This is a genomic window from Mesorhizobium sp. M0306 (assembly GCF_040321655.1).
Classification (GTDB): Bacteria; Pseudomonadota; Alphaproteobacteria; order Rhizobiales; family Rhizobiaceae; genus Mesorhizobium.
Genome location: NZ_JAMYRY010000006.1, coordinates 12,100 through 34,764 on the forward strand (window position 1 = coordinate 12,100; position 22,665 = coordinate 34,764).

At 63.3% G+C, this 22,665-nt stretch carries 21 protein-coding genes and 1 other RNA gene; 1 reads left to right on the top strand and 21 read right to left on the bottom strand.

Annotated features, from left to right (window positions below; all coding sequences use genetic code 11):
* Window positions 1-20: 20 nt before the first annotated feature.
* From ftsA to mraZ, 15 genes are all read right to left on the bottom strand, one after another.
* Window positions 21-1,328, bottom strand: a complete 1,308-nt coding sequence (ftsA, locus tag NKI95_RS11520) for a cell division protein FtsA (protein ID WP_352716804.1) — start codon at window positions 1,326-1,328, stop codon at window positions 21-23.
* On the bottom strand, window positions 1,325-2,266 hold the full coding sequence (locus NKI95_RS11525) for a cell division protein FtsQ/DivIB (protein WP_352716805.1): 942 nt from the start codon (window positions 2,264-2,266) through the stop codon (window positions 1,325-1,327). The genes ftsA and NKI95_RS11525 overlap by 4 nt, the downstream gene beginning before the upstream one ends.
* Window positions 2,254-3,180 (bottom strand): D-alanine--D-alanine ligase, encoded by a 927-nt coding sequence (locus NKI95_RS11530; RefSeq protein ID WP_292664390.1) that lies wholly within the window; start codon window positions 3,178-3,180, stop codon window positions 2,254-2,256. The genes NKI95_RS11525 and NKI95_RS11530 overlap by 13 nt, the downstream gene beginning before the upstream one ends.
* Window positions 3,181-3,494: 314 nt before the next feature.
* Complete coding sequence (gene murB / locus NKI95_RS11535) at window positions 3,495-4,460, bottom strand: UDP-N-acetylmuramate dehydrogenase (protein WP_352716806.1); 966 nt, start codon at window positions 4,458-4,460, stop codon at window positions 3,495-3,497.
* Window positions 4,457-5,863 (bottom strand): UDP-N-acetylmuramate--L-alanine ligase, encoded by a 1,407-nt coding sequence (gene murC, locus NKI95_RS11540; RefSeq protein WP_352716808.1) that lies wholly within the window; start codon window positions 5,861-5,863, stop codon window positions 4,457-4,459. Before murC ends, murB begins: the two co-directional genes overlap by 4 nt.
* A complete protein-coding gene (murG, locus tag NKI95_RS11545) occupies window positions 5,860-6,987 on the bottom strand; it encodes an undecaprenyldiphospho-muramoylpentapeptide beta-N-acetylglucosaminyltransferase (protein WP_352716810.1) in 1,128 nt (375 codons plus the stop codon). The genes murC and murG overlap by 4 nt, the downstream gene beginning before the upstream one ends.
* 1 nt (window position 6,988) lies before the next feature.
* Window positions 6,989-8,140, bottom strand: a complete 1,152-nt coding sequence (gene ftsW / locus NKI95_RS11550; RefSeq protein ID WP_352716811.1) for a putative lipid II flippase FtsW — start codon at window positions 8,138-8,140, stop codon at window positions 6,989-6,991.
* Window positions 8,140-9,540, bottom strand: coding sequence for a UDP-N-acetylmuramoyl-L-alanine--D-glutamate ligase (gene murD / locus NKI95_RS11555; protein WP_352716813.1), 1,401 nt, complete (start codon window positions 9,538-9,540; stop codon window positions 8,140-8,142). Before murD ends, ftsW begins: the two co-directional genes overlap by 1 nt.
* Window positions 9,541-9,548: 8 nt before the next feature.
* Window positions 9,549-10,631 carry a phospho-N-acetylmuramoyl-pentapeptide-transferase gene (gene mraY / locus NKI95_RS11560; RefSeq protein ID WP_352716814.1) on the bottom strand — a complete coding sequence of 361 codons (1,083 nt, stop codon included), beginning with the start codon at window positions 10,629-10,631 and terminating at the stop codon, window positions 9,549-9,551.
* A gap of 24 nt (window positions 10,632-10,655) precedes the next feature.
* Window positions 10,656-12,089, bottom strand: a complete 1,434-nt coding sequence (locus NKI95_RS11565) for a UDP-N-acetylmuramoylalanyl-D-glutamyl-2,6-diaminopimelate--D-alanyl-D-alanine ligase (RefSeq protein ID WP_352716816.1) — start codon at window positions 12,087-12,089, stop codon at window positions 10,656-10,658.
* Window positions 12,086-13,540: a UDP-N-acetylmuramoyl-L-alanyl-D-glutamate--2,6-diaminopimelate ligase gene (locus NKI95_RS11570; RefSeq protein WP_352716818.1), complete on the bottom strand. Its 1,455-nt coding sequence runs from the start codon at window positions 13,538-13,540 to the stop codon at window positions 12,086-12,088. Before NKI95_RS11570 ends, NKI95_RS11565 begins: the two co-directional genes overlap by 4 nt.
* Before the next feature lie 54 nt (window positions 13,541-13,594).
* Window positions 13,595-15,322, bottom strand: coding sequence for a peptidoglycan D,D-transpeptidase FtsI family protein (locus NKI95_RS11575; protein ID WP_352716819.1), 1,728 nt, complete (start codon window positions 15,320-15,322; stop codon window positions 13,595-13,597).
* Between the two features lie 14 nt (window positions 15,323-15,336).
* Entirely contained in the window at window positions 15,337-15,714 is a 378-nt protein-coding gene (gene ftsL / locus NKI95_RS11580) for a cell division protein FtsL (RefSeq protein WP_352716821.1), read from the bottom strand.
* A gap of 4 nt (window positions 15,715-15,718) precedes the next feature.
* The gene (gene rsmH / locus NKI95_RS11585) at window positions 15,719-16,750 is read right to left on the bottom strand and encodes a 16S rRNA (cytosine(1402)-N(4))-methyltransferase RsmH (RefSeq protein WP_352716822.1); all 1,032 of its coding nucleotides are present in this window, start codon (window positions 16,748-16,750) and stop codon (window positions 15,719-15,721) included.
* Window positions 16,747-17,205, bottom strand: coding sequence for a division/cell wall cluster transcriptional repressor MraZ (gene mraZ, locus NKI95_RS11590; RefSeq protein ID WP_352716823.1), 459 nt, complete (start codon window positions 17,203-17,205; stop codon window positions 16,747-16,749). Before mraZ ends, rsmH begins: the two co-directional genes overlap by 4 nt.
* Window positions 17,206-17,610: 405 nt before the next feature.
* Here mraZ and NKI95_RS11595 point away from each other — a divergent pair, with 405 nt between their 5' ends.
* A complete protein-coding gene (locus tag NKI95_RS11595) occupies window positions 17,611-18,726 on the top strand; it encodes a cystathionine gamma-lyase (RefSeq protein ID WP_352716825.1) in 1,116 nt (371 codons plus the stop codon).
* Window positions 18,727-18,780: 54 nt separating this feature from the next.
* Here NKI95_RS11595 and NKI95_RS11600 read toward each other — a convergent pair whose 3' ends face one another.
* The 6 genes from NKI95_RS11600 to NKI95_RS11625 all read right to left on the bottom strand — a co-directional run bounded on the left by NKI95_RS11600 (window position 18,781) and on the right by NKI95_RS11625 (window position 22,541).
* The gene (locus tag NKI95_RS11600; protein ID WP_352716826.1) at window positions 18,781-19,056 is read right to left on the bottom strand and encodes a type II toxin-antitoxin system ParD family antitoxin; all 276 of its coding nucleotides are present in this window, start codon (window positions 19,054-19,056) and stop codon (window positions 18,781-18,783) included.
* 153 nt (window positions 19,057-19,209) lie between these two features.
* Window positions 19,210-19,608: RNase P RNA component class A (gene rnpB, locus NKI95_RS11605), an RNA gene on the bottom strand.
* A gap of 59 nt (window positions 19,609-19,667) precedes the next feature.
* A complete protein-coding gene (locus NKI95_RS11610; RefSeq protein WP_352716828.1) occupies window positions 19,668-20,417 on the bottom strand; it encodes a lytic transglycosylase domain-containing protein in 750 nt (249 codons plus the stop codon).
* 185 nt (window positions 20,418-20,602) lie between these two features.
* On the bottom strand, window positions 20,603-21,370 hold the full coding sequence (locus NKI95_RS11615) for an N-acetylmuramoyl-L-alanine amidase (protein WP_352716830.1): 768 nt from the start codon (window positions 21,368-21,370) through the stop codon (window positions 20,603-20,605).
* A complete protein-coding gene (locus NKI95_RS11620; RefSeq protein ID WP_352716832.1) occupies window positions 21,367-22,086 on the bottom strand; it encodes a TerB family tellurite resistance protein in 720 nt (239 codons plus the stop codon). Before NKI95_RS11620 ends, NKI95_RS11615 begins: the two co-directional genes overlap by 4 nt.
* A gap of 248 nt (window positions 22,087-22,334) precedes the next feature.
* Window positions 22,335-22,541, bottom strand: coding sequence for a hypothetical protein (locus NKI95_RS11625; protein ID WP_352716834.1), 207 nt, complete (start codon window positions 22,539-22,541; stop codon window positions 22,335-22,337).
* Window positions 22,542-22,665 lie beyond the last annotated feature (124 nt).

A 22,665-nucleotide genomic window follows, 5' to 3' on the forward strand; every position in this document is an offset into this window, starting at 1 on the left:
ATGGGGCTGTCCCCGTCAAATTAAAAACTGTCTCTCAACCACTGACTCATTCGATGCAGTTTTCCGCCTGTTCCGGTCATCCGAAGACCGGAAATTCCCTTCGCCGGGCGGCTCTCGAAGCTCGCCATCTGCGGGTAGATCAGAAGCCCGACGGGCGTCGAGAAAGCCGGCCCCTTGGCCGCCTCGGGCAGGCCTGCCACGCCAAGTGGGCGTCCGATGCGCACATTGCGGCCGAGAATGCGGCGTGCTGCTTCGGGCAGGCCAGCAAGCTGGCTGGCGCCGCCGGTCAGCACCACATGCTTGCCGACGGCGTTGCCGTAGCCGGATTTGTTCAGCCGGTCGCGCAGCAATTCCAGCGTCTCGTCGATGCGGGCGCGGATGATGCGCGTCATCACCGAGCGCGGGATCTGCAACGGCACCTCGCCGTCCTCGCCGATCGGATGGATGGAGACCAGGTCGCGGTCGTCGGCACTGCCAGGCAGCGCCGAGCCGTGCATCACTTTCAGCCTTTCGGCGGCATCGAGCGAGGTCGACAGGCCTTTGGCCATATCCAGCGTGACGTGGTTACCGCCGATCGCGATGGCGTCGCCATGGACGAACTTGCCTTCCGAAAACACCGAGATCGTCGTCGTGCCGCCGCCCATGTCGATGCAGGCCGCGCCCATTTCGAGCTCGTCGTCGACCAGGGCGGCTAGCCCGCTGGCATAGGGCGTCGCCACCATGCGCTCGACCGACAGATGCGAGCGGTTGATGCAGAGCTCCAGATTGCGCAAGGGCGCCGCGTCGCCTGTCAGCACGTGCATGTCGACGCCAAGCTGGTCGCCAACCATGCCGCGCGGATCGCGCACACCGCGCTCGGCATCCAGCGAAAAGGCAACGGGAAGCGAATGGATCACCTCGCGCTCGGCCCGCAGCGCCTGCTTGGCGCCGGCGGCAAGCACGCGCTTGATGTCGGCCTCGTCGGCCTCATGGCCGCCGAGATTGATGGTGGCCGAAAAAGCCTCGCTCTTCAGCCGGCCGGCAGTCATGTTGACGATCAGCGAATCGACCGTCAGTCCCGCCATGCGTTCGGCGGCGTCGACGGCAAGACGGATGGCGTGCTCGGCACGGTCGAGATCGATGACGACGCCCGATTTCACGCCTTGCGATTTCTGGTGGCCGATGCCGATCACCTGAATGCGATGCGAGCGTCCGCGCAGCAGCTTGCCATCGTCGCGCGGCTTGAGCTTGGCCACCACGCAGCAGACCTTACTGGAGCCGACATCCAGCACCGTCAGGATGCCGGACCGGCGCGACGAGGCATCGCTATTGCCGCCAAGCCAGCTCATATCTTCGTCTCCGGCTTGCGCTTCAGCATCTTGGGCTTTTCGTCGAGCGCGGCTTGGCGCTGTGTCGCCGCTTCCGGCGTCAACTGGACGACCAGACGATCGGACAGGCGCATGTCGACGGCGGCGATGTCGCGCGTCAAAAGCCCGTTCTCGTGGTCCATCCTGACCAGGTCGGCAATCGCCTGATCCTCACCGTCTTCGGGAAGCTTGATCGTGATGCCGTTTTCAAGCTTGAGATCCCAGCGCCGTTCGCCGATGCGGATATAGCCCTTGATCCGCGCGGCGAGCTCCGGATAATTCTTGATCTTGGCTAGGAAATCCGGCGCTTTGGCCGGTGCGCCGGTGCCAATGATCAGCGGCAGCAATATCTGCTTGCCGCCGGAGAACGGCGCAATGACGGTGCCGGATTTCTCGATGACCGAAAGCGCGCTGCCTTGCTGCCACAGCGCGAACGGCTCGCGTTCCTCGACGCGCACTTCCAGCGTATGCGGGTAGACCTTGCGCACTGCCGCGGCTTCGACCCAGGGCAGCGTGGTGATGCGTTCGCGTGCGGCTTCGGCATCGAAGCCGATCAGCGAGGTCCAGCCGTCGAGTTCCAGCCTGTCGAGAATATCGATCTCGGACGTTTCGCGGTTGCCGACGACCTTGACCTGGTCGACGGCAAAGCCGGTGCGGGCGGTGACACTCTGGACGATGGCGTCGGCATGTCCGCCGAGATAGGCGGCATAGGCACTGCTCGAAATAAGCAATGCTGCCGACAGCATGGCAGCGCAATAGGGCGGCGCTTCGAAGTCGCCTTCGCCGAGGCGCGCCAGCACGCGCACCGGCCGGCGGAGCAGGCGCGGCAGCACGAAATGGTCGAACGACAACGGCATGCCGAACAGCGCCGGCCCGGCCGCGCCCTTCCCCTTGCCCTGTCCCCACTTCAACGCAGACACGAAGCGTCCTCCACCATCCAACTCAACAAATCGCCGAACGAGTGTCCCGCTTGCGCGGCGATTTCCGGCACCAAAGACGTCGGCGTCATGCCCGGCTGGGTGTTGACCTCGAGCCAGACAATTTCGCCGTTTTCGGAGTGACGATCGTCATAACGGAAGTCCGACCGGGAAACGCCCCGACAGCCGATAGCTTGGTGAGCCTTGAGCGTCAGTGTCTGTATTTTTTGGTAAATATTCGGTGAAAGTTTTGCCGGGCATTCGTGTTTTGATCCTCCCGCGACGTATTTTGAATCATAGTCGTAGAAGGAATGGCCGGTCGGGATGATCTCGCAGACACCGAGCGCCACATCGCCCATCACCGCGCAGGTCAATTCCCGCCCGTGCACATAACGCTCGACCATGACCGTATCGCCGTATCTCCACTCGGACGAGCCGATGATCTGCGGCGGATGCGACTGGCCTTCATGCACGATGACGACACCGAAGCTCGACCCTTCGTTGACCGGCTTGACGACATAGGGCGGCTTCATCGGGTGCTTGTTCTGGATGGCGAAGCGATTGGCCACCTTCGATTCCGCCACCGGAATGCCGGCCGCCTTAGCGACCTTCTTGGCCTGTTCCTTGTTCATCGCGAGCGCCGAGGCAAGCACACCGGAATGGGTATAGGGAATTGCTAGGTATTCAAGGATCCCCTGGATGGTGCCATCCTCGCCGAAGGGGCCGTGCAGCGCGTTGAAGACCACGTCAGGCTTGAGCGCGCTGAGCACCGAGCCGATGTCGCGCGAGACGTCGACGCGGGTCACTTGGTAGCCCTCTCCCTCGAGCGCATCGGCGCAAGCTTTGCCCGACGACAGGGACACGGGCCGCTCGGACGAGAATCCACCCAGAAGGACGGCCACGTGCTTGCTTGTCATTCCCCGTCATTTCCTCTCACAGCAGGCCTGCACCATCGTGCATGCCCCGAAAAGCATCGCACGCACTCAAATGCGCCCGAGCAACTTCGCTCCCGTGTTTCCGCAACATTGAGTCCGAGCCTCCCGGCAGGTTGCCCCCCAGACGGAAACGCGAGTAACGCGTCGAAACGACTCAAATCAGGAAACGCTTCAGGGCAGAGAATCAGAGAGTTGATTCGCTGGCAAGTGCTTACGATTCCGATGGATTCACTTTCCGCAAAAACGGCAGCAAAATGTGAATTCATGAGTCCGAAAGGCAACGGCGGTCGGCTTGCCTAAAGCAACTGCCCGAGAAATTCCTGGACGGCATGGCCCGGCCGAAAATTGCCGATGCGCTTGATCTCCCACTGCAGCCGGATGCCCGATCTTTCGAGCACACGCGCACGCACCGTCTCACCGAGATATTCAAGCTCGTAGCCTGTGGCCGTTCCGGTGTTGATCATGAAGTTGCAATGCATCGGCGACATCTGCGCCCCACCGACCATCAGGCCGCGGCAGCCGGCCTTGTCGATTTCCTTCCAGGCCGAGGTGCCCTCGGGATTCTTGAAGGTCGAGCCACCCGTCTTTTCGCGGATCGGCTGCACGGTCTCGCGATGGTTCTGGACAGCATCCATCGCAGCCTTGATCGCCGCCTTGTCCTCGAGAACGCCTTCGAGCAGCGCCGATGTGAAAATCAGCCCGGACGGCGCTGCGGAATGGCGATAGGCATAGCCCATGTCGGCATTGCTCAGCGTATGAACATTGCCCTTGCGATCGAGCGCCCGCACCTCGACCACACGCTCGCGCGTCTCGACGCCATTGGCGCCGGCGTTCATCCTCAGCGCTCCGCCGATGGCGCCGGGAATGCCGTGGTAGAAATGAAAGCCACCGATGCCCGCATCATAGGCGACGGTCGCAAGGCGCTTGTCGGGTGTCGCGGCGCCCGCCTTGATCGTGGTCGGCGCAATCACTTCGGTCTCGCCAAAGCCCTTGGCCGAAAGCCGGATGACAAAGCCCGCAATGCCGCCGTCACGGACAAGCAGGTTCGAGCCGACGCCGACGATGGTCAGCGGAATTTCCTCCGGCACCGCCTTCAGGAACGCGGCAAGATCGTCCTCGTCGGCCGGCTGGAACAATGCGTCCGCGAGCCCGCCGGCTCGAAACCAGGTGATCTTGTCCATCTCGGCATTGGGCGTGATGCGGCCGCGCAGTCCGGCAAGCCGGTCGCCAAGCTTCTCGATCAACGCCTGGCCGCGCATCATGAGATGGTCCCGCCGAGTTCCTTGGGCAGCGCATAGGCCCATTGGGTGATGTTGCCGGCGCCGAGGAAAACGACGAAATCGCCCGGCTTCGCCACCTCGCGCACGATCGGCGCAATCGCCGCCGGACCCTCGATGTAGCGTGCGTCGCGATGGCCGCCGGAGCGGATGCGCGACACCAGTGCGTCGGACGTAACGCCGTCGATCGGTTCCTCGCCGGCCGCATAGACGGGCGCCACCATTACCGTATCGGCGTCGTTGAAGCAGACGGAAAACTCGTCGAACAGATCGCGCAGCCGGGTGAAGCGATGCGGTTGGGTAACGGCGATGATGCGGCCCTTGGTAGCGCTGCGCGCAGCCTTCAGTACCGCCGTGATCTCGACCGGATGATGACCGTAATCGTCGAACACATCGACACCGTTCCACGAACCGGTATGGGTGAAGCGCCGCTTGACGCCCGCGAAGGACGACAGACCCTTCTTGATTGCCTCAGCCGAAAGGCCGAGCTCATGCGCGACGGCAATCGCCGCCGTCGCATTGGAGACATTGTGGCGCCCGGGCATGGGCAGCCGCAGACCTGATATCGTTATCTGGCCGTGCGTCTTGCGGTCGCGGATCACCACGTCGAATTCCGAGGTCGGGCCGTCCATGCGGTGATTGGTGAAGCGCACGTCGGCCTGCGCATTTTCGCCATAGGTGATGACGCGCCGGTCCTCGATGCGGCCGACCAGCGCCTGCACCTCGGGATGATCGGTGCACATCACGCCAAAGCCGTAGAACGGCACATTCTCGACGAACTGGCGAAACGCCTCGCGCACTTTGTCGAAGGAGCCGTAATGGTCGAGATGCTCGGGGTCGATATTGGTGACGACGGCAATCTCGGCCGGCAGCTTGAGGAAGGTGCCGTCGCTCTCGTCGGCCTCGACCACCATCCATTCGCCGTCGCCCATGCGGGCATTGGTGCCATAGGCATTGATGATGCCGCCATTGATCACCGTCGGGTCGAGCCCGCCGGCATCGAGTAGCGTCGCCACCATCGAAGTCGTCGTCGTCTTGCCATGCGTGCCGCCGATCGCGACCGCCTGCCGGAAGCGCATCAGCTCGGCCAGCATTTCGGCGCGCCGGACGATGGGGAGCAGTTTCTCGCGCGCGGCCTTCAGCTCCGGATTGGATTTCTTGATCGCCGTCGAGACGACAACCACTTCGGCATCGCCGATATTCTCGGCGTGATGGCCGACGAAGCATTCGATGCCCTTGTCGCGCAGCCGCTGCACATTGGCGCTGTCGGCCTGATCGGATCCCTGCACCTTGTAGCCGAGATTGTGCAGCACCTCGGCGATGCCGCTCATGCCGATGCCGCCAATGCCGATGAAATGCACGAGGCCGATCGTCTGTGGCATCTTCATGCGCGCGTCTCCTTCCTGAATTCCGAAACGGATTTCCTGGACGCAATAGCCTCTGTCAGATCGGCGAGCAACCGCGCTGCGTCCGGTTTACCGGACGATTTCGCCGCCGCAGCCATTGTCGCCGCCCTGCCTGGATCATCCATCAGCCCGCCGACAAGCGCAGCGATCCGCTCCGCCGAAAGCGTGGATTGCGGATACACCTCGGCGCCACCCGCTGCGGCAAGGGCGGCCGCATTCGCCGCCTGGTCGTGGTCGAGCGCGTGCGGATAAGGCACCAGCAGCGCCGGCCTGCCGATCACCGCGATTTCCGATACGGTCGACGCGCCGGAGCGCGACATCACCAGATGCGCCGCCGCGAGCCGCGCCGCCATGTCGGTGAAGAAGGGCGACACCTCGGCCTCGATGCCAAGCGCAGCATAGGCGGCTTTCACCCGCGTCACATCGTCGGCGCGAGCCTGCTGCGTGATCGCCAGTCGCCTACGCTGTGCATCGGAAAACCGGGCGATCGCCGCCGGCACCGCATCGGAAAAGAACTGCGCGCCCTGGCTGCCGCCAAACACCAGAAACCGGAACGGCTCTTCGCCGGCCGATGCAGCATAGGGTGTATTTGCCGCTTCCAATACTTGCGGCCTGACCGGATTGCCGGTGGTCACCGTCTTGGCGCCAGTGGCACTGATGTCTTCCGGCAGGAACCCGCCGGCAACGGCGTCGACGCGGCCGGCGAGCGCCCGGTTGGCGCGGCCCATCACCGCATTCTGCTCGTGGATCAGCGTCGGCACCTTGCGCCGGGTCGCCGCGTAAAGCGGCGGCAGTGTCGGATAGCCGCCGAAGCCGACCACGATGGCGGGCTTGATGCTGGCGATGACGGCCGATGCCTGCCTAACCCCGCGCCAGATTTTCCAAAACGCGGCGAGCATGGCAAAAGGATTCTTCGAGCCCATCGTCGCCGACTGGATCGGATGGATGGCGGCCGCCGGGAACTGCCCGGCAAAGCGCTCGGCACGGTCGTCCGTCGCAAGATGCACCGTCCAGCCGCGCCTGGTCAGCTCATGTGCCAGCGCCTCGGCCGGGAACAGATGTCCGCCCGTTCCGCCCGCCGCGAGAAGGATGACCCCCTTCGCCATCTCACTCCGCCGGCATCGCACGCGGCGGCGGCATGAAGCCCAGCTGCTTGCGCTTTTCCGGGCGCTTGCGCGTCAGCGCCAGCACCATGCCCATCGAGATGGCGATCGCGATCTGCGAAGAACCGCCGTAGGAGATGAACGGCAGCGTCATGCCCTTGGCCGGCATCAGCTGCAGATTGACGGCCATGTTGATGACCGACTGCAGCCCGAAGACCGTGACCAGGCCGCCCACCGCGTAGCGGGTGAAATCGTCCTGCTCCCTGAGTGCCGTGTTGAGACCGCGCAGCACGATGAAGCCGAAGATGGACATGATGAAGAAACACATGATCAGCCCGAATTCCTCGCCGGCGACGGAGAAGACAAAGTCGGCATGGCTGTCGGGGATGACCCGCTTGACGGTACCCTCGCCTGGCCCGACCCCGAACCAGCCGCCATTGATCAGCGCCTCGCGGCCCATGTCGACCTGAAACGTGTCGCCCTCGCCGGTCATGAAGCGGTCGATGCGGCCGGCAACGTGCGGGAACACCGCATAGGCGGCGAACACGCCGCCGACGCCGGCAGCACCCAGCGCGACGATCCACAGCCACGGCAACCCGGCCATGAAGAACATCACCCCCCAGGTGCCGAGCACCAGCATGGTTTGCCCCAGGTCAGGCTGCGCCACCAGCAGCGAGATGACCAGCGCAAGCAGCAACATTGCGAACAGATTGCCCGGAATGTCGGGCTGCCGCTTGTGCTCGGCGAACAGCCAGGCGCAGATGATGACGAAGGCCGGTTTCAGGAACTCGGACGGCTGGATCGACAGGCCGGCTAGCGACACCCAGCGCCGCGCGCCCTTCACCTCGACGCCGATATAGAGCACCGCCACCATCAGAAACAGCATGATGCACAACATGACCAGCGCCATGCGCCGGATCTGCCTGGATTCAAGGAACGAGACGGCCAGCATTACCCCAAGCGCCGGAATGGTGAAGATAATCTGGCGTGTCGCGAAGTGGAAACTGTCTAGCCCGATGCGCTCGGCCACCGCCGGGCTTGCGGCGAAGGACAAAACGATGCCGAGCCCCATCAGCGACAGGAACGCCGCCAGGAACCAGCGATCGATCGTCCACCACCAGGTCGCCACAGGGCTTTTGTCGAGACGGCTTTGCATTATCGTGTCCCTCCGATGGGCTTCACGCCATCAATGGCGGTTGCGGCTTGCCTGAACGCCTCGCCGCGGACTTCGAAATTCTTGAACTGGTCGAAACTGGCGCAGGCCGGCGACAGCAGCACCACTGCCTCGCCGCTACTATCCCTGGCCGCTTCGCGAGCGGCGTGTTCGACTGCCGCCGCCAACGTGCCTGATATCTCGTAGGGCACCGCTTCGCCCAGCGTCGCGGAAAAGGCCGGCGCAGCTTCGCCGATCAGATAGGCCTTGGCGATGCGCGGGAAGAAGCCGCGTAACGGCTCGATGCCGCCCTCTTTCGGCAGGCCGCCGGCAATCCAGTAGATACGCGCAAAGCTCGACAGCGCTGGTGCAGCGGCATCGGCATTGGTCGCCTTGGAATCGTTGACGAACAGCACATGCCCTTTGCGGCCGACCTGCTCCATGCGGTGCGCCAGCCCCGGGAAACTCTCCAGTCCGGATTGGATCTCGCCGAGTTCGAGCCCGACCTTGAGGCAGGCGGCGGCGGCAGCCAGTGCATTCTGCGCATTGTGCTGGCCGCGCAACGAGCCGATGCCTTCGAGGAAGGCGACCCGGCTGTAGCGGCCGTGCACGGCTTCCATTAAATTCGTGCCGTCGGCGAAATAACCGTCGGTCAGCGGCAGGCGCTTGGAAATCCGAATGACCTGCCGGCCCGCTCGCTCCAGCCGATCGGCGATCTGGGCGCACCAGGAATCGTCGACACCGATGATTGCCGTCTCGCTGCCGGCCACCAGCCGCTCCTTGATCGAGGCGTAGTGCTGCATCGTGCCATGGCGGTCGAGATGATCCGGCGTCAGATTGAGCAGGACGCCGGCCGTCGGATTGATCGACGGGGCAAGATCGATCTGGTAGGAAGAGCACTCAACCACATAGTGCCGCTCAGGCTGCGGCGGATCGAGCGTCATCACCGCGCGGCCGATATTGCCGCCCATCTGCGTGTCGCGCCCAGTCGATTTGAGGATGTGCGCCGTCAGTGCCGTGGTCGTCGACTTGCCGTTGGTGCCGGTGATGGCAATGAAGGGCGTTGCCGGCGCCCGCGCTGTCCGCTCGCGGCAGAAAAGCTCGATGTCGCCGATGATCTCGACGCCTGAGCCCCGCGCGAGCTCGACGGTCCAGTGCGGCTTGGGATGCGTCAGCGGCACGCCGGGCGACAGCACGAAGGCGGAAAACCTCGCCCAGTCCGCGCCGCGCAGGTCCGCTGTCGTGATGCCGAGCGCGCCGGCCTTGGCGACGCTGTCGGGATTGTCGTCCCAGGCCAGCACATCCGCGCCGCCCTCGATCAGCGCGCGCGCCGTAGCGATCCCCGAGCCGCCGAGCCCGAAGAGCGAAACGCGCTTGCCTGAAAAGGATGCGGCGGGGATCAAGCGGCCTCCTATCTCAGCTTCAGGGTCGACAGGCCGACCAGCGCCAGGATGACGGCGATGATCCAGAAGCGGATCACCACCTGGCTTTCGGTCCAGCCGAGCTTTTCGAAATGATGGTGGATCGGCGCCATCAGGAAGACGCGCTTGCCGGTCATCTTGAAGTAGCCGACCTGGATGATGACCGAGAATATCTCGACAACGAACAGGCCGCCGACGATGACCAGCACGATCTCGTGCTTGGTCGCCACCGCGACCGTGCCGATCAGCCCACCCAGCGCCAGCGAGCCGGTGTCGCCCATGAAGATCGCCGCCGGCGGCGCATTGAACCAGAGGAAGCCAAGCCCGGCGCCGATCACCGCTCCAAGGACCACCGCAAGTTCGCCGGTGCCGGGTACGAAGTGAATCTGCAGATATTCGGCGAACACTGCATTGCCGGAGAGATAGGCGATGACGCCGAAGGATGCGGCGGCGATCATGATCGGCACGATCGCCAGCCCGTCGAGACCGTCGGTCAGGTTCACCGCATTGCCGGCGCCGACGATGACGAAGCACGAGAACGGGATGAAGAACCAGCCGAGGTTGACGAGAAACTCCTTGGCGAAAGGGAATGTCAACGATGACGAGAACGGCGCCTGGCCGTTATGCATGATCACCCAGGCGGCGATGCCTGCGACGACGAATTCGAGCCCCAGCCGCGCTTTGCCGGAAAAGCCGAGATGCGATTGCTTCGTCACCTTGAGGTAGTCGTCGTAAAAGCCGATTGAGCCAAATCCCAGCGTCACCAGCAGCACCACCCAGACGTAGATGCTCGACAGGTTCGCCCACAGCAGCGAGGAACCGACGATGCCGGACAGGATCATCAGTCCGCCCATGGTCGGCGTTCCCGCCTTCTTGAAATGCGTCTGCGGCCCGTCGGCGCGGATCGGCTGGCCCTTGCCTTGCCGCAGCCTCAGCGAATTGATGATGGTCGGTCCGAAGATGAACACGATCAGCGCCGCTGTGATCAGCGCTCCGCCGGTGCGGAATGTTATGTAGCGGAAGACGTTGAAGACCGAGATCTTGTCCGCAAATTCGACGAGCAGTGTTAGCATGCGCTTGCGTCCCCCGGACCGATCCTAGGTCTGTCTGCTGGTTGTGGCTTCCGCCGGAAACTTGCCGAGCAATGCCTCGACCAGCTTTGAAAAGCCTATGCCTTTCGACGATTTGATCATGACCACGTCGCCAGGCTTCAACTCCGATAGAAGCACCGGCTTCAGATCTTCCGCGCCGGCGCGGTACTCCGTCTTGATCTCGCCGGGCAAAACGTCGGCCAGCGCCCGCATTTCCGGGCCGCCGAGAAAGACCGTGCGCGTGTCGGTGCCGACGATCAGGTCGGCAAGGGCGGCATGCAATTTCGCCGAATGGCTGCCGAGCTCGAGCATATCGCCGAGCACGGCAATGCGCCTGCCTTCGCCCGACACCGGTGTCGTGTTGAGCAGTGCCATCGCAGCGCTCATCGACGCCGGATTGGCGTTGTAGCTCTCGTCGATCAGCGTGATCGGCCCCTTGGGATGACGCAACACATAGCGCTTGCCGCGTCCGCGTTCGGGCGAAAGATCGGCCAGCGCCTGCGCAACCCTGGTGACGTCGGCGCCGACCAGATGCGCTGCACCCAGCACCGCCAGCACATTCTGCACCATATGGCGGCCCGGCGCGCCGATCCTGGCGACGATCTCATGCCCGCCAATCTTGGCGGTGATGACGGAGTGATCGGCATTGAGCTCGCATTTGATCAGTTTGAAGGTCGCCCGGGCATTCTCGCCGAACCCGTAAACATGCTCGACGCCGGCCTCTTTCGCCAACTTCTCCAGCAGCTTCCAGCGCGAGTCGTCGCGGTTGAGAAGGGCAGCGCCACCGGGCTCCAGCCCTTCGAAAACCTCCGCCTTGGCCTTGGCGATCTCGTCCATGTTGCGGAAGAAGCCGAGATGAGCGGCGGCGATCAGCGTGATGATGGCGACATGCGGCCGGACCATCTTGACCAGAGGCCGGATCTCGTCCGGATGGTTCATGCCGATCTCGAAGACGGCATAGTCGCAATCCTGCGGCATGCGCGCCAGCGTCAGCGGCACACCCCAGTGATTGTTGAACGACTGGGCCGATGCATGCACGGTACCGACCGCGGAGAGGGCGTGTCGCAGTGCTTCCTTGGTGGTGGTTTTGCCCGCCGATCCGGTCACGGCAATCACCCTCGCGTTTGAGCGTGCGCGCGCGGCAACGCCGAGCTTTTCCAGCGCGACGAGCACGTCTTCAACAACGATCATCGGTGCCGTCAGCCGTCCCAGCGACGGCAGCTTGCCCTCGGCGACGACCAGCACGCCGGCGCCCGCCTTGATGGCGGCGGTGACGAAATCATGGCCGTCCATGGCCTCGCCCTTGATGGCGAAGAAAGCGTCTCCCGGCTGCAGGCTGCGGCTGTCGATGGAAATGCCGGCGATGCCCTCAGGCATCGGACCGAGCGGCCGGCCATCCATGGCGGCAACCAGCGCCTCGGAGGTCCACAGATAGCTCACGCCGCTTGCTCCCGCAGCGCCGAGCGAACTTCCTCATGGTCGGAAAAATGCAGGGTCTCGGTGCGGATGGTCTGGCCTTCCTCATGGCCCTTGCCGGCCACGATCAGCGTGTCGCCAGCGTGAAGCATCCCGACCGCCTCGTGGATGGCCTTGCGCCGGTCGCCGATCTCGATGGCGCCAGGTGCGGCCTCCAGGATCGCGGCGCGGATCGTCTCGGGTACTTCCGAGCGGGGATTGTCGTCGGTGACGATGACGACGTCGGCCAGTCTTGTGGCGATCTCGCCCATGATCGGCCGCTTGCCTCGGTCCCGGTCGCCGCCGCAACCGAATACGACGATGACGCGGCCGGTGGTAAAGGGGCGCACCGAAGCCAGCACGTTTTCCAGCGCATCCGGCTTGTGCGCGTAGTCGACATAGACCGGCGCGCCATTGGCGGCCGTCCCAACGAGGTCGAGCCGCCCCGGTGCACCCTTCAATTTCTCCAGCGCCATCAACGCCTTGTCAACAGATGTTCCAGTCGAAATGGCGAGGCCCGCCGACACCAGCGCATTGGCGATCTGGAAGTCGCCGGCCAGCGGCAAGTCGACTTCATGGAGAACGCCGTCAACTTCGACCTCGGCGCGTTGGCGGTGGCGCTCGTGCTCGACCCGCTTCAGCCGCAGGAAATCGCCGTGGCGGCCGACCGTCAGCACGTTCAGTCCCGCTGCCCGCGCCGCCTTGATCGTCGGCTCCGACCACGGGTCATCGGCAAAGATGATGGCCGGCGCGCCCTTCGGCAGCAGCGCGTCGAACAGACGCAATTTGGCGCGATGATAGTCCTCGACCGTCGGATGATAGTCCATATGGTCGCGGCCGAGATTGGTGAAGCCGCCGGCCGCAAGCTTGACGCCGTCGAGCCGGCGCTGGTCGAGGCCATGGCTGGACGCTTCCATCGAGGCGTGGGTGACGCCGGCCTCCGCCAACTCCTTGAGCAGCCTGTGCAGCGCGACCGGATCCGGCGTGGTCAGCGAGCCATATTCGTTGCGGCCCGGCGCCACCACACCGGTCGTGCCGATCGAAGCGGCGACCAAACCCGCCTGCTCCCATATCTGTCGGGTGAATGCGGCGACGGAGGTCTTGCCGCTGGTGCCGGTCACCGCGACCATGGTTTGCGGTTGCTTGCCGAAATAACGGGCAGCACTCAGCGCCAGCGCAAGGCGCGGATCGTCTACGACAAGAACTGGAACTGGCAGCCCGGCGACCGCACTGCCCTTGCCGACCACGATCGCTGCAGCGCCGCGGCTCGCGGCATCGGCTGCATAGGCTGCGCCATCCGCCTTGGAGCCGGTGAGCGCGAAAAAGACGACACCCCGTGTTACCTGGCGGGAATCCGACGAAATCCCTGTAACCTCCATGTCGAAGGAAGCTGTCCCCCCGACAGGCAGGATACCGGCTAGATTTTTCAGCTTCATCGAACCCCGTTCATCGCAACAAAATAGCGCGCAGTTGCCGGCGCGCCCCAAGAATCACTGATAGGAAACCAGCGTTGCACCATTTTCATGGCTGAAATCTGGCTTCACGCCAAGCATGGAAGCCGCACGTCGGATGATGTTTGCAGCCATGATGCCCGCGTTCGAGGCGGCCGTAGCACCCATGCCGGGCTTTTCCGGCTTCGGTTCGTCGGCGATCGTAAGCACTATGTATTGCGGATCGTCCATTGGGAAAGCCGCAACGAAGGCGTTGAAATTCTTTTCCTTCGAGTAGCGGCCGTTGACGACCTTCTCCGCCGTTCCCGTCTTGCCGCCCACGCGGTATCCTGGCACCCGTGCATTGCGGCCGGATCCCTTTTCGGCATTGAGTGCATAGAGATAACGCATGCCCTCGACGGTCTTGTCGCTGACCACTTTCTTGGCCACGGCCATCGCCTGCTCCTGCGTGCGCGGCAGGAAAGTCGGGTCCATCAGATAGCCGCCATTCATCAGCGCGGCGCAGCCGACCGCTGTCTGCAGCGGCGTCGTCGACACACCGTGTCCGAAGGCGATAGTGATCGAATTGACCTGCTTCCAGACCTTGGGCTCGGTCGGCCGAGCGACTTCCGGCAGTTCGGTCTGCATCTTCTCGAGGATTCCCAGGCGATGCAGGAATTCGCGGTGTCCGTCGATGCCAACCGCTTCGGCTTCCTTGGCAGAGCCGATGTTGGATGAGTAGATGAACACTTCCGGCACCGACAGCACCCGGCCCTTGCCATGGAAATCATGGATCGTTTGATGGCCGATCCTGATCGGGCGCGACGCGTCGAAACGGCTTTGCAGCGTTATCTTGCCGGAATCGAGCGCCATGGCGGTGGTGAAGCTCTTGAAGGTCGAGCCCATTTCGTAGAGGCCGGCCGACATACGGTTGAGCCGGTCCTTGTCCTGAGCGTTATAGGGATTGTTCGGATCGAAATCCGGAACCGAGGCCATCGCCAGCACCTCGCCGGTCTTGACGTTGAGCACAACGGCGCCCGCCGCGATCGCATGGTACTTTTCCATGCCGGTGGCGACCTCGTCGCGCACGATATGCTGGACGCGCAGGTCGATCGAGAGCTGCACCGGCTTCAAATCCTTGGCCACCGCCAGACCCGACGCCTGAAGATCGCTCAAGCCCTGTTCGTCGATGTATTTCTCCATGCCGGAGATGCCCTGATTGTCGATGTTGGTGAGGCCGACAATGTAGGACGAGGTTTCGCCGGCCGGATAGAACCGGCGCTTTTCGGTGCGGAAGCCGAAGCCGGGGATGCCGAGCTGCATGATGTCGGCCTGCTGCTTCGGTGTCAGTTGACGCTGCAGCCAGACGAAGCCGGCGCCGCTCTTCAGTTTGTTGTATGTCTGCTCGTAGTCGATCTCGGGAAGCACCGTCGACAGCTTTTCGATCGCCTCGTCGGCATCGACGATGCGGCGCGGTTCGGCAAACAGCGACGCGGTCTTGATGTCGGTCGCCAGCACTTCGCCGTTACGGTCGACGATGTCGGGTCGCGATGCCGTCACCCGGCTCTGCGGGCCGCCCGACAGGTCGGGATTCTGGAAACCCAGATAGACCAGCCGCCCGGCAATGGTCGAATAGATGCCGAAGAACACCGCCATCGTCATGACGATGCGGGTCCTGCCCTTGCCACCGGTCGCCTTGCGGGCGCCTTCGACCACGATCGATCCGCCCGCACCGGGCTTCGAACCGCGCTGCAGCAGCCTCCCAATCTTTGGAAATCTGGCAGCCATTGGAAATCCGGTGATCATTGGACGATGCCTCCGGTCACCACGGGATCCTTGCCGCCGACATCGGCCATGCCGCCCAGCCGCTGGGATGAAAGGTCCTCGATGTTGACGGGTTTCGCCGGCAGATCGTCCAGCCCGACGATCTGCCGCGCATTGACCGCCTCGAGTCCGAGTTGCGATTTGTAGATTTCGGTGAGCTTCTGCAGGCGCGACGGCTGGGTAAGCAGGCTCCAGTCCGCCTTGAGCAGGTCGATCGTGTCCTCTTCATAACGGATCTGCGCCTGGATCTTGTGCACTGCCGCCAGTTGCTCCTCGGCCTCGCGCTTGGTCTTGTAGGTCAGGGCAGCTGCCGAAACCATGACGGCGATCAGGACTATGTCGCTGGTACGAAACACGTGCTCACCTCTCTCCCGGTCGATCAGCGCCGGGAAGCTTTGGGCCAGGCAGTTTTGGCAGGCCGAAAATCGAAAAATCGCCGGCACGGGCCGGCGCCTCTGTACGGATCGCAGCGCGCAGCCTTGCCGAGCGCGCCCGCGGATTTGCCGATATCTCGGCATCGCCAGGCGTCACGCCGCCGCCCTTCTTGGTGAAGGTGGCGGTGCGCGCCTGCGCCTCGGGCAGATGCCGCGATCCGGTCGCTGAATCGGCTCTGTCGGCGATGAAGCGCTTGACGATGCGGTCCTCGAGGGAATGGAAGGTCACCACGGCAAGCCGGCCGCCCGGTTTCAGCACGCGCTCGGCGGCAAACAGTGCCTTGGCCAGTTCGCCGAGTTCGTCATTGACGAAGATGCGCAGCGCCTGGAAAACGCGGGTGGCCGGATGGATCTTGTCTTTTGGCGCGCGACCGATATGCGTCTCGATGGCATCGGCAAGGTCGAGCGTGCGCTCGAAGGGGCGTTTTTCGCGACGGCTCTCGATCATGCGGGCGATGCGCCCGGCATGGCGTTCCTCGCCGAGAAAACCGAAGATGCGGGCAAGATCGCCCACCTTGAAGGTATTGACGACGTCGGCGGCGCTCAGGCCCGCCTGCGCCATGCGCATGTCGAGCGGTCCATCGGCCCGGAACGAAAAGCCGCGCTCCGGCTGGTCGATCTGCATGGAGGAGATGCCGATGTCGAGCACCACGCCATCGGCACTTTCAACCTGCTCGTCGAGCGTCGAGAACGGTGCCTGGACAAGCCTGAGCTTGCCGCCGGACTGCTGTTCAAGGGCCCGCCCCGCCGCGATCGCATCCGGGTCGCGGTCGATAGCGACGACCGAGGCTCCGCTTGCCAAAATGGCCTTTGTGTAGCCGCCGGCACCGAACGTGCCGTCGACGATCACCTCGCCTTTTGTCGGCGCCAGCGCCTCCAGAACTTCGGCAAGGAGGACCGGAATGTGACGGGCTGGTCCGCCAACGGCATGAACTTCATCGCCGTCGCCCGCCATCATTCCGGCCGCTCCCCGGGCTTCGTCCCCTGCCGAAGCTGCAAAAGCCGGGCGCGTGCTTCCGTCCCGTAGGCGCTGAGCCGTCCCGGCTCCCAGATCTGAAAGAAATTGCCGCGGCCAACGAAGGCCACTTCCGCTGAAATGCCGGTATGATCGCGAATGAAATCGCTCATCGTGATACGGCCGTCCTGGTCGAGCTTCAGAAACGTTCCATCGCCATGGCAGAAGAACGACATGTCGTCCGCCGTCTGCAGGAATGGGTCTTCCTGGGCGATGCGCTGCTCGTAGCGATCGAGCAGGTCGAGCCCACCGACATCCATCGCCGGGCGATCCAGGCAGCGTAGCGCATAAAGTTCCGAATAGCCGCGTTTCTGCACAACGGCACGGAAATGCGCCGGCACGGACACCCGTCCCTTCGCATCGATCCTGTTCACCGCGTTCGACAGAAACCGGTCCATTACGCGTTACGGCCGCTTGCGCCGCCGCACCCCTCTGCATCTTCCCGTCCGCGCCGCCCCGGCTCGGTCGCCGTCCAAAACCCACTTCGTTATGACGGGCGAACGCAGGCAAACGCGCAGCCGCCGCGGCTGCCCGATTGGCGTACGCTTCACCCTGACACGGAACGAAGGCTTGAGTATCGGAATGGGATATCATGGGGTGTTATGGGCGTCAACGGGAACAGTCTTCAAAACGCGCCTGCCACGGCTGGGAGAGCAGCTTTGACGGCACTCCGGTCTTTATCCTCCATTAAGCCTAACGAAGCGTTTAGGGCCGTGTGGTCCAACCGGAGGCGGCTTGCTGCGGATCGCTGCCGCGCATAGCCTCGGCATCTTCTTTTCCGGTCAGTAACGAGGTTTGAAACCATGTCCGAAACAGCCAAGTCGCGCGCCGCGGCACTTCCCCATCTGCGTCGCGGCAGGCTTGCCAAGGGCGACCCGATCGCCTTGCCCCTGACCATGGCCGCCATTTTCCACGCGCCGGGTGACGCCACCGGCTTCGATCAATATGGCCGCTTCAGCAATCCGACCTGGGATGCGGTCGAGCACATGCTGGCGCATCTGGAAGACGCCCCATGCGTCGCCTTTCCCTCGGGGATGGCTGCCATCTCGGCGGTGTTTTTCGGCCTGCTCAAAGCCGGCGACCGCATCCTGCTGCCGTCGGATGGTTATCATACGACGCGAGCGCTGGCAGACCGTTTCTTGAAGTCCTTCGGCGTCGCTTATGATGTCCGGCTAACATCGAGCTTCCTCGACGGCGGCTTTGACGGGTATCGGCTTGCGTTCGTCGAAACGCCCGCCAACCCAGGGCTTGATATATGCGACATCGCAGCCGTCGCCGAGGCCGTGCACAAAGCGGGTGCGGTGCTTGTGGTCGACAACACGACGATGACGCCTTTCGGCCAGCGCCCGCTCGATCTCGGCGCCGATATCGTCATTGCCGCCGACACCAAGGCGCCAAACGGCCATTCCGATGTGCTATTCGGCCATGTCGCCAGCCGCGACGCGGACATCATCTCGAGGGTGACCGACTGGCGCGAGACGTCGGGCGCCATCCCCGGCCCGTTCGAGGCATGGCTGGTGCATCGCGGTCTCGAAACGCTGGACGTGCGCTTCGAGCGCATGTGCGCTTCCGCCGAAATGATAGCGCGACGGCTGAAAAACCATCGCGCGATCAGCGGCTTGCGCTTTCCGGGACTGGAGAGCGACCCATCGCACAATCTTGCCCGCGCCCAGATGGAGCGCTTCGGATTTCTCATTTCGTTCGTGCTCGCCTCGGAGGACAAGGCCGAGGATTTCATCAACAGCTGCGCGTTGATGCAGGCCGCGACATCGTTCGGCGGCGTACATACCTCGGCCGAACGGCGATCAAAAAGGGGAGACGCCGTTCCGCCCGGCTTCGTTCGCCTGTCGGTCGGCTGCGAGCCGGTGGAAGAGCTTTGGCATGCGATCGAGGCATCGCTAGACGCAATCGGTGGCTGAATCGGCAATCACGAATTCAGATCGCCGGCGTCGATCTTGCGCCGGCCAGCAAATTCATGCCGCGCTGTCGGGTTTCAATCGTCTCCGCGCTTCGCTCTTTATTTCGTCGATCGACGCAAACCGCCCAGGCCCGCTGTCGATCCCCTCCTGCACCAGTCTGCGCAATTCCTCGACGGTGTAGCCGAGCAGGTCGCGCCGATCCTTCCATTGCCTCAGCGCGTCGCGGATCACCTCGCTTGCCGAGGCATATTCGCCGGCGGCGACCACGTCGTCGACCGCCGCGGCCAGTTCCGGCGACAGCGTGATGCTGCGTTTATCGACCTGGCCCATGACGCGCTCCTCAGTACTGCCATCCAAATGGTACGATTTAATCGCACCATTTTCAAGGAATGTCGCGCGGGATTGCCGGGTCGAAAAGTGAATCAGCGGCTGCGCCCGAAGACGCAACCTGCTGATATCAGGAGATTTCTTTTTGTTCGGGAAACTGCCAGCTGGCCTGTAAGCCGGGTTCTGTATGGCCCTCGCCCCTTACGGGGCGAGAACGTGGCGGCCATTCATCTTGGGCGCATGTTGCCATACGCCTCACGCAACCTACCCGGACGGTGAGCCGGAAACAGCCCTCGAGGGTTTCCCCTCGCACCGCCCCTATTCGGTCTTGCTCCCGGTGGGGTTTACCGTGCCGCTCCTGTTGCCAGTCGCGCGGTGGGCTCTTACCCCACCCTTTCACCCTTGCCACGATTGGATCGTGGCGGTTTGCTTTCTGTGGCACTTTCCCTGGGGTCGCCCCCGCCGGCCATTAACCGGCACCGTGTCTCCATGGAGCCCGGACTTTCCTCACCCGCAGCCTTTCGGCTTCGCGGGTGCGGCCGCCCGGCCAGCTGGCAAGGCGTATAAAGGGGTTCAGGCCCGAAAACGCAAACGAAAAAGCAAGTTATCGCTTGTCAGGCGGGCGCTCCAAGTGCTGCCAGCTGCACCTTGACCTTGCCGCAATAGGCTGCGGACACCGGGTTCATCCGTGTGGCGGCGTGGCCGGCATTGTATTTCAGGATCGTGCCGCAGGTCGTGCCACCGCCGAGATCCCGCGCCATGGCAAGGTACTTCATGCCGTATTTGATGTTGGTATCGGGATCGTAGAGACCCTGAACAGAACCGCTATAGCCCATCATCCTTGCCGTCGCCGGCTTGATCTGCATCAGGCCGATCTCGCCGGCGCTGCCGACCTGGTTCGGCTGGTAGTTGCTCTCGATCTTGATTACGGCATTGGCGAGCGACACCGGGACGCCATAGCTGGCGGCATAACGCGCAATGATCGCCGAATACTGTCCGCTGGCGCCGACAACCGCCGCCTGGGGCGCTGGCCTGCTTTTCGGAGCGACCGACGCCGTTGCCATGTGGTCGATGCGTTTGCGGTTACGCTTCACATGCTGTTTGGAGATTGTCTTTCTCGCAGCGGTTGGCTTTTTTGCGGAGGCTGGCTTTTCCGTCTTTACCGCGGCCGCTTTTTCCACTTTTGCGGTGGCGGTCTTCTCTACTTTCGTACCACGGGTTGCTTTCGGCGTGGCGGTTTTGCCGGCTGCGGCACTGAAGCCCTGATCGGCCCGTTGGCTCAGCGGTGCGCTGTTCGCTGCACTGAAGGCAAAAGTCATTACGCCGGCAGCAATGGCTGCCGTTAAAACGGTCAATTTCTGCATGTGATCCTGTTCTGTTTGATCTGCACAAAGAACTTCGCGCAGATACCCTCAATCAACATCGGAACATTTGGGGGGATAGAGGTCCGACAATCTGTACGGATCGCCTTTGACGACCGAATTGGCGCCAAAGAAGGCGAGGCAAGTCACTTTGGGTAACAGATTGTAACTTTGAAGCTTGGGAAAGACTATTTGAGAGAGGCTATCCTTGCGGAAGCGAGCAGCCTTTCCAGCGTGCGGATCGTCGATCCGTCAGCCATGCCATCGACCAGGCGCTGCCGGAAATGCCGCTGAAATGCCTCGACCACGATTTCGGTCTGCCGGTCGAAAGCGCCAGTGATCTCGACGCCATAACCATAGAGCGCCAGCATCGACTGCAGCGCCTCGACCTCGGCGCCGGTATCGCCTGGCTTCAGCACGGCGCCACGCCGGATCGGTGCTGCCGACACAACATGGCCGACACCGGCGGCAAACAAGGCTTTCCATGGAAATTTCTCGCCCGGATCGACCTTGCGCCCCGGTGCCACGTCGGAATGGGCGAGCACCCGCTGCGCCGGAATGGAATGGCGCTCGACGATGCCGGCGCACAGGCCGATCACCGCGTCGATCTGCGGTTTTGGAAAGTTTCGATAGCCGAGCGTATGCCCCGGATTGACGATCTCGATGCCGATCGAGCAGGAGTTGACGTCGCTCTGTCCGAACCACGAGCTCTTGCCGGCATGCCAGGCGCGGTCGCTTTCCCTTACCATCTGAACAATGCGGCCGTCCTCATGGACCAGATAGTGCGACGAGACCTCGCTTGCCGGATCGCACAGCCATGCCTCGGCACCGGCGCCGGTCGCCATGCCGGTGTAGTGCAGCACGATCATATCGGGTCCGAGCGTCCCGCGCCGTGGTCCGAAATTCGGCGATACCCTGACCTCGGCGCTCGGCTCGTTGGGCGGAAAGCCGCTCATGCGTGCCGCAGGCCTCGCTCGATCATCTCATAGGCCGCGTTGATCGCCGCCAGCCTGGTCGTCGCGATCTTGATGAATTCCTGCGGCAGGCCGCGTGCGATCAGCCGGTCCGGATGATTGTCGGAGACCAGCTTGCGGTAGCGCCTGCGGACCTCCTCGAACGGCTTCCCACGCTCGATGCCGAGCACGACATAAGGATCGGCGGCACCCAGATCGACATGCCGCGCCAGGATGCTCTGGTAATGCGCCTCATCGATGCGGAAGATCTCGGCGATGCGATGCAGGAATTGGCCCTCGCGCTCATGCACCAGCCCGTCGGCCTTGGCGATGTGGAACAGCCCGTCGAGTATGTCCTCCAACATCAGGCAATTCGAATGGCCCGAACCGCAAAGCTGCGCCATCCGCTCGGCATAGGTCTCGAAACCGGCAATGTCGCGTTTGGCCAAATCGTAGAGCCGCGCCACATTGCGCCTCTGTTCCTTCGGCACCTCGAATATGTCCTGGAAGGCGCGCACCTCGTCTTGCGTGACGATGCCGTCTGCCTTGGCCATCTTGGCCGACAGGGCGATCATCGCCACCGAGAAGGCGACGCGCCGGCGCAGATCGGCATCGCCGGAGAAAACCGTGCGCACGGCCTCGACCACTTCGGCGACGCCTGACGACGCTGAAGATGAAACGCGTGTGACGAAGTCGCCGAGGCGGTCCCAAATCGACATGAGGGCTTCATAGGGCCAACCGCCCATCGCTATCAAGCCAAGACAGTGCCGCAGGGGCTGGCCCAATCGATTTGGGGGAATGCCTGAGACGGCCGGTTTGCTGGCGCTTACCCTGGAAATCGGCAGCGGGAAGCCGCTGCGCGCAAACCCGCGTCGTCGCACTCGGCCACAATGCGCGGGTATCGTAAGCAGCGGAAAGGCCGGCGTGTGAGGCCGGCCTTTCTTGGTTGTCACATTGACTACTGCGACTACTGCGCCGGGGCAGCCGGCGCAGGCGCCGGAGCCGGAGCCGGCTCGGCAGGCTTGTTTGCGTCAGGAGCAGCCGGCTTCATCGTCTGGTCGGATGCCGGCGGGTTGGTGCTCTGCGTCGTGGTGTTGTCGGTGCCGCTGTTGCTGCAGGCGGTAAGGCCAAGCAACGCAAGCGCCGACACCGACGCAAGAATGAGTTTCTTCATGATATCTCTCCTCTAATCACGCCACCGTTACCGGCGACGATCGAGGACACAATGCATCAGGCCATGATGAGTTTCGTAACGTTGCGTTTCCGCGTGTAACATCAAGCGCTTGGCCGTACAAAGC

Excerpts from the sequence above, each read along its gene's own strand:
- NKI95_RS11610 (WP_352716828.1), bottom strand. The coding sequence starts at position 20,417 with ATGCAGAAATTGACCGTTTTAACGGCAGCCATTGCTGCCGGCGTAATG.
- NKI95_RS11575 (WP_352716819.1), bottom strand. The coding sequence starts at position 15,322 with ATGGCTGCCAGATTTCCAAAGATTGGGAGGCTGCTGCAGCGCGGTTCG.
- NKI95_RS11615 (WP_352716830.1), bottom strand. The coding sequence starts at position 21,370 with ATGAGCGGCTTTCCGCCCAACGAGCCGAGCGCCGAGGTCAGGGTATCG.
- murG (WP_352716810.1), bottom strand. The coding sequence starts at position 6,987 with ATGGCGAAGGGGGTCATCCTTCTCGCGGCGGGCGGAACGGGCGGACAT.
- ftsA (WP_352716804.1), bottom strand. The coding sequence starts at position 1,328 with ATGAGCTGGCTTGGCGGCAATAGCGATGCCTCGTCGCGCCGGTCCGGC.
- NKI95_RS11625 (WP_352716834.1), bottom strand. The coding sequence starts at position 22,541 with ATGAAGAAACTCATTCTTGCGTCGGTGTCGGCGCTTGCGTTGCTTGGC.
- rsmH (WP_352716822.1), bottom strand. The coding sequence starts at position 16,750 with ATGATGGCGGGCGACGGCGATGAAGTTCATGCCGTTGGCGGACCAGCC.
- mraZ (WP_352716823.1), bottom strand. The coding sequence starts at position 17,205 with ATGGACCGGTTTCTGTCGAACGCGGTGAACAGGATCGATGCGAAGGGA.
- NKI95_RS11530 (WP_292664390.1), bottom strand. The coding sequence starts at position 3,180 with ATGACAAGCAAGCACGTGGCCGTCCTTCTGGGTGGATTCTCGTCCGAG.
- murC (WP_352716808.1), bottom strand. The coding sequence starts at position 5,863 with ATGAAGATGCCACAGACGATCGGCCTCGTGCATTTCATCGGCATTGGC.
- murB (WP_352716806.1), bottom strand. The coding sequence starts at position 4,460 with ATGATGCGCGGCCAGGCGTTGATCGAGAAGCTTGGCGACCGGCTTGCC.
- NKI95_RS11570 (WP_352716818.1), bottom strand. The coding sequence starts at position 13,540 with ATGAAGCTGAAAAATCTAGCCGGTATCCTGCCTGTCGGGGGGACAGCT.
- NKI95_RS11620 (WP_352716832.1), bottom strand. The coding sequence starts at position 22,086 with ATGTCGATTTGGGACCGCCTCGGCGACTTCGTCACACGCGTTTCATCT.
- NKI95_RS11595 (WP_352716825.1), top strand. The coding sequence starts at position 17,611 with ATGTCCGAAACAGCCAAGTCGCGCGCCGCGGCACTTCCCCATCTGCGT.
- ftsW (WP_352716811.1), bottom strand. The coding sequence starts at position 8,140 with ATGCAAAGCCGTCTCGACAAAAGCCCTGTGGCGACCTGGTGGTGGACG.
- mraY (WP_352716814.1), bottom strand. The coding sequence starts at position 10,631 with ATGCTAACACTGCTCGTCGAATTTGCGGACAAGATCTCGGTCTTCAAC.
- NKI95_RS11600 (WP_352716826.1), bottom strand. The coding sequence starts at position 19,056 with ATGGGCCAGGTCGATAAACGCAGCATCACGCTGTCGCCGGAACTGGCC.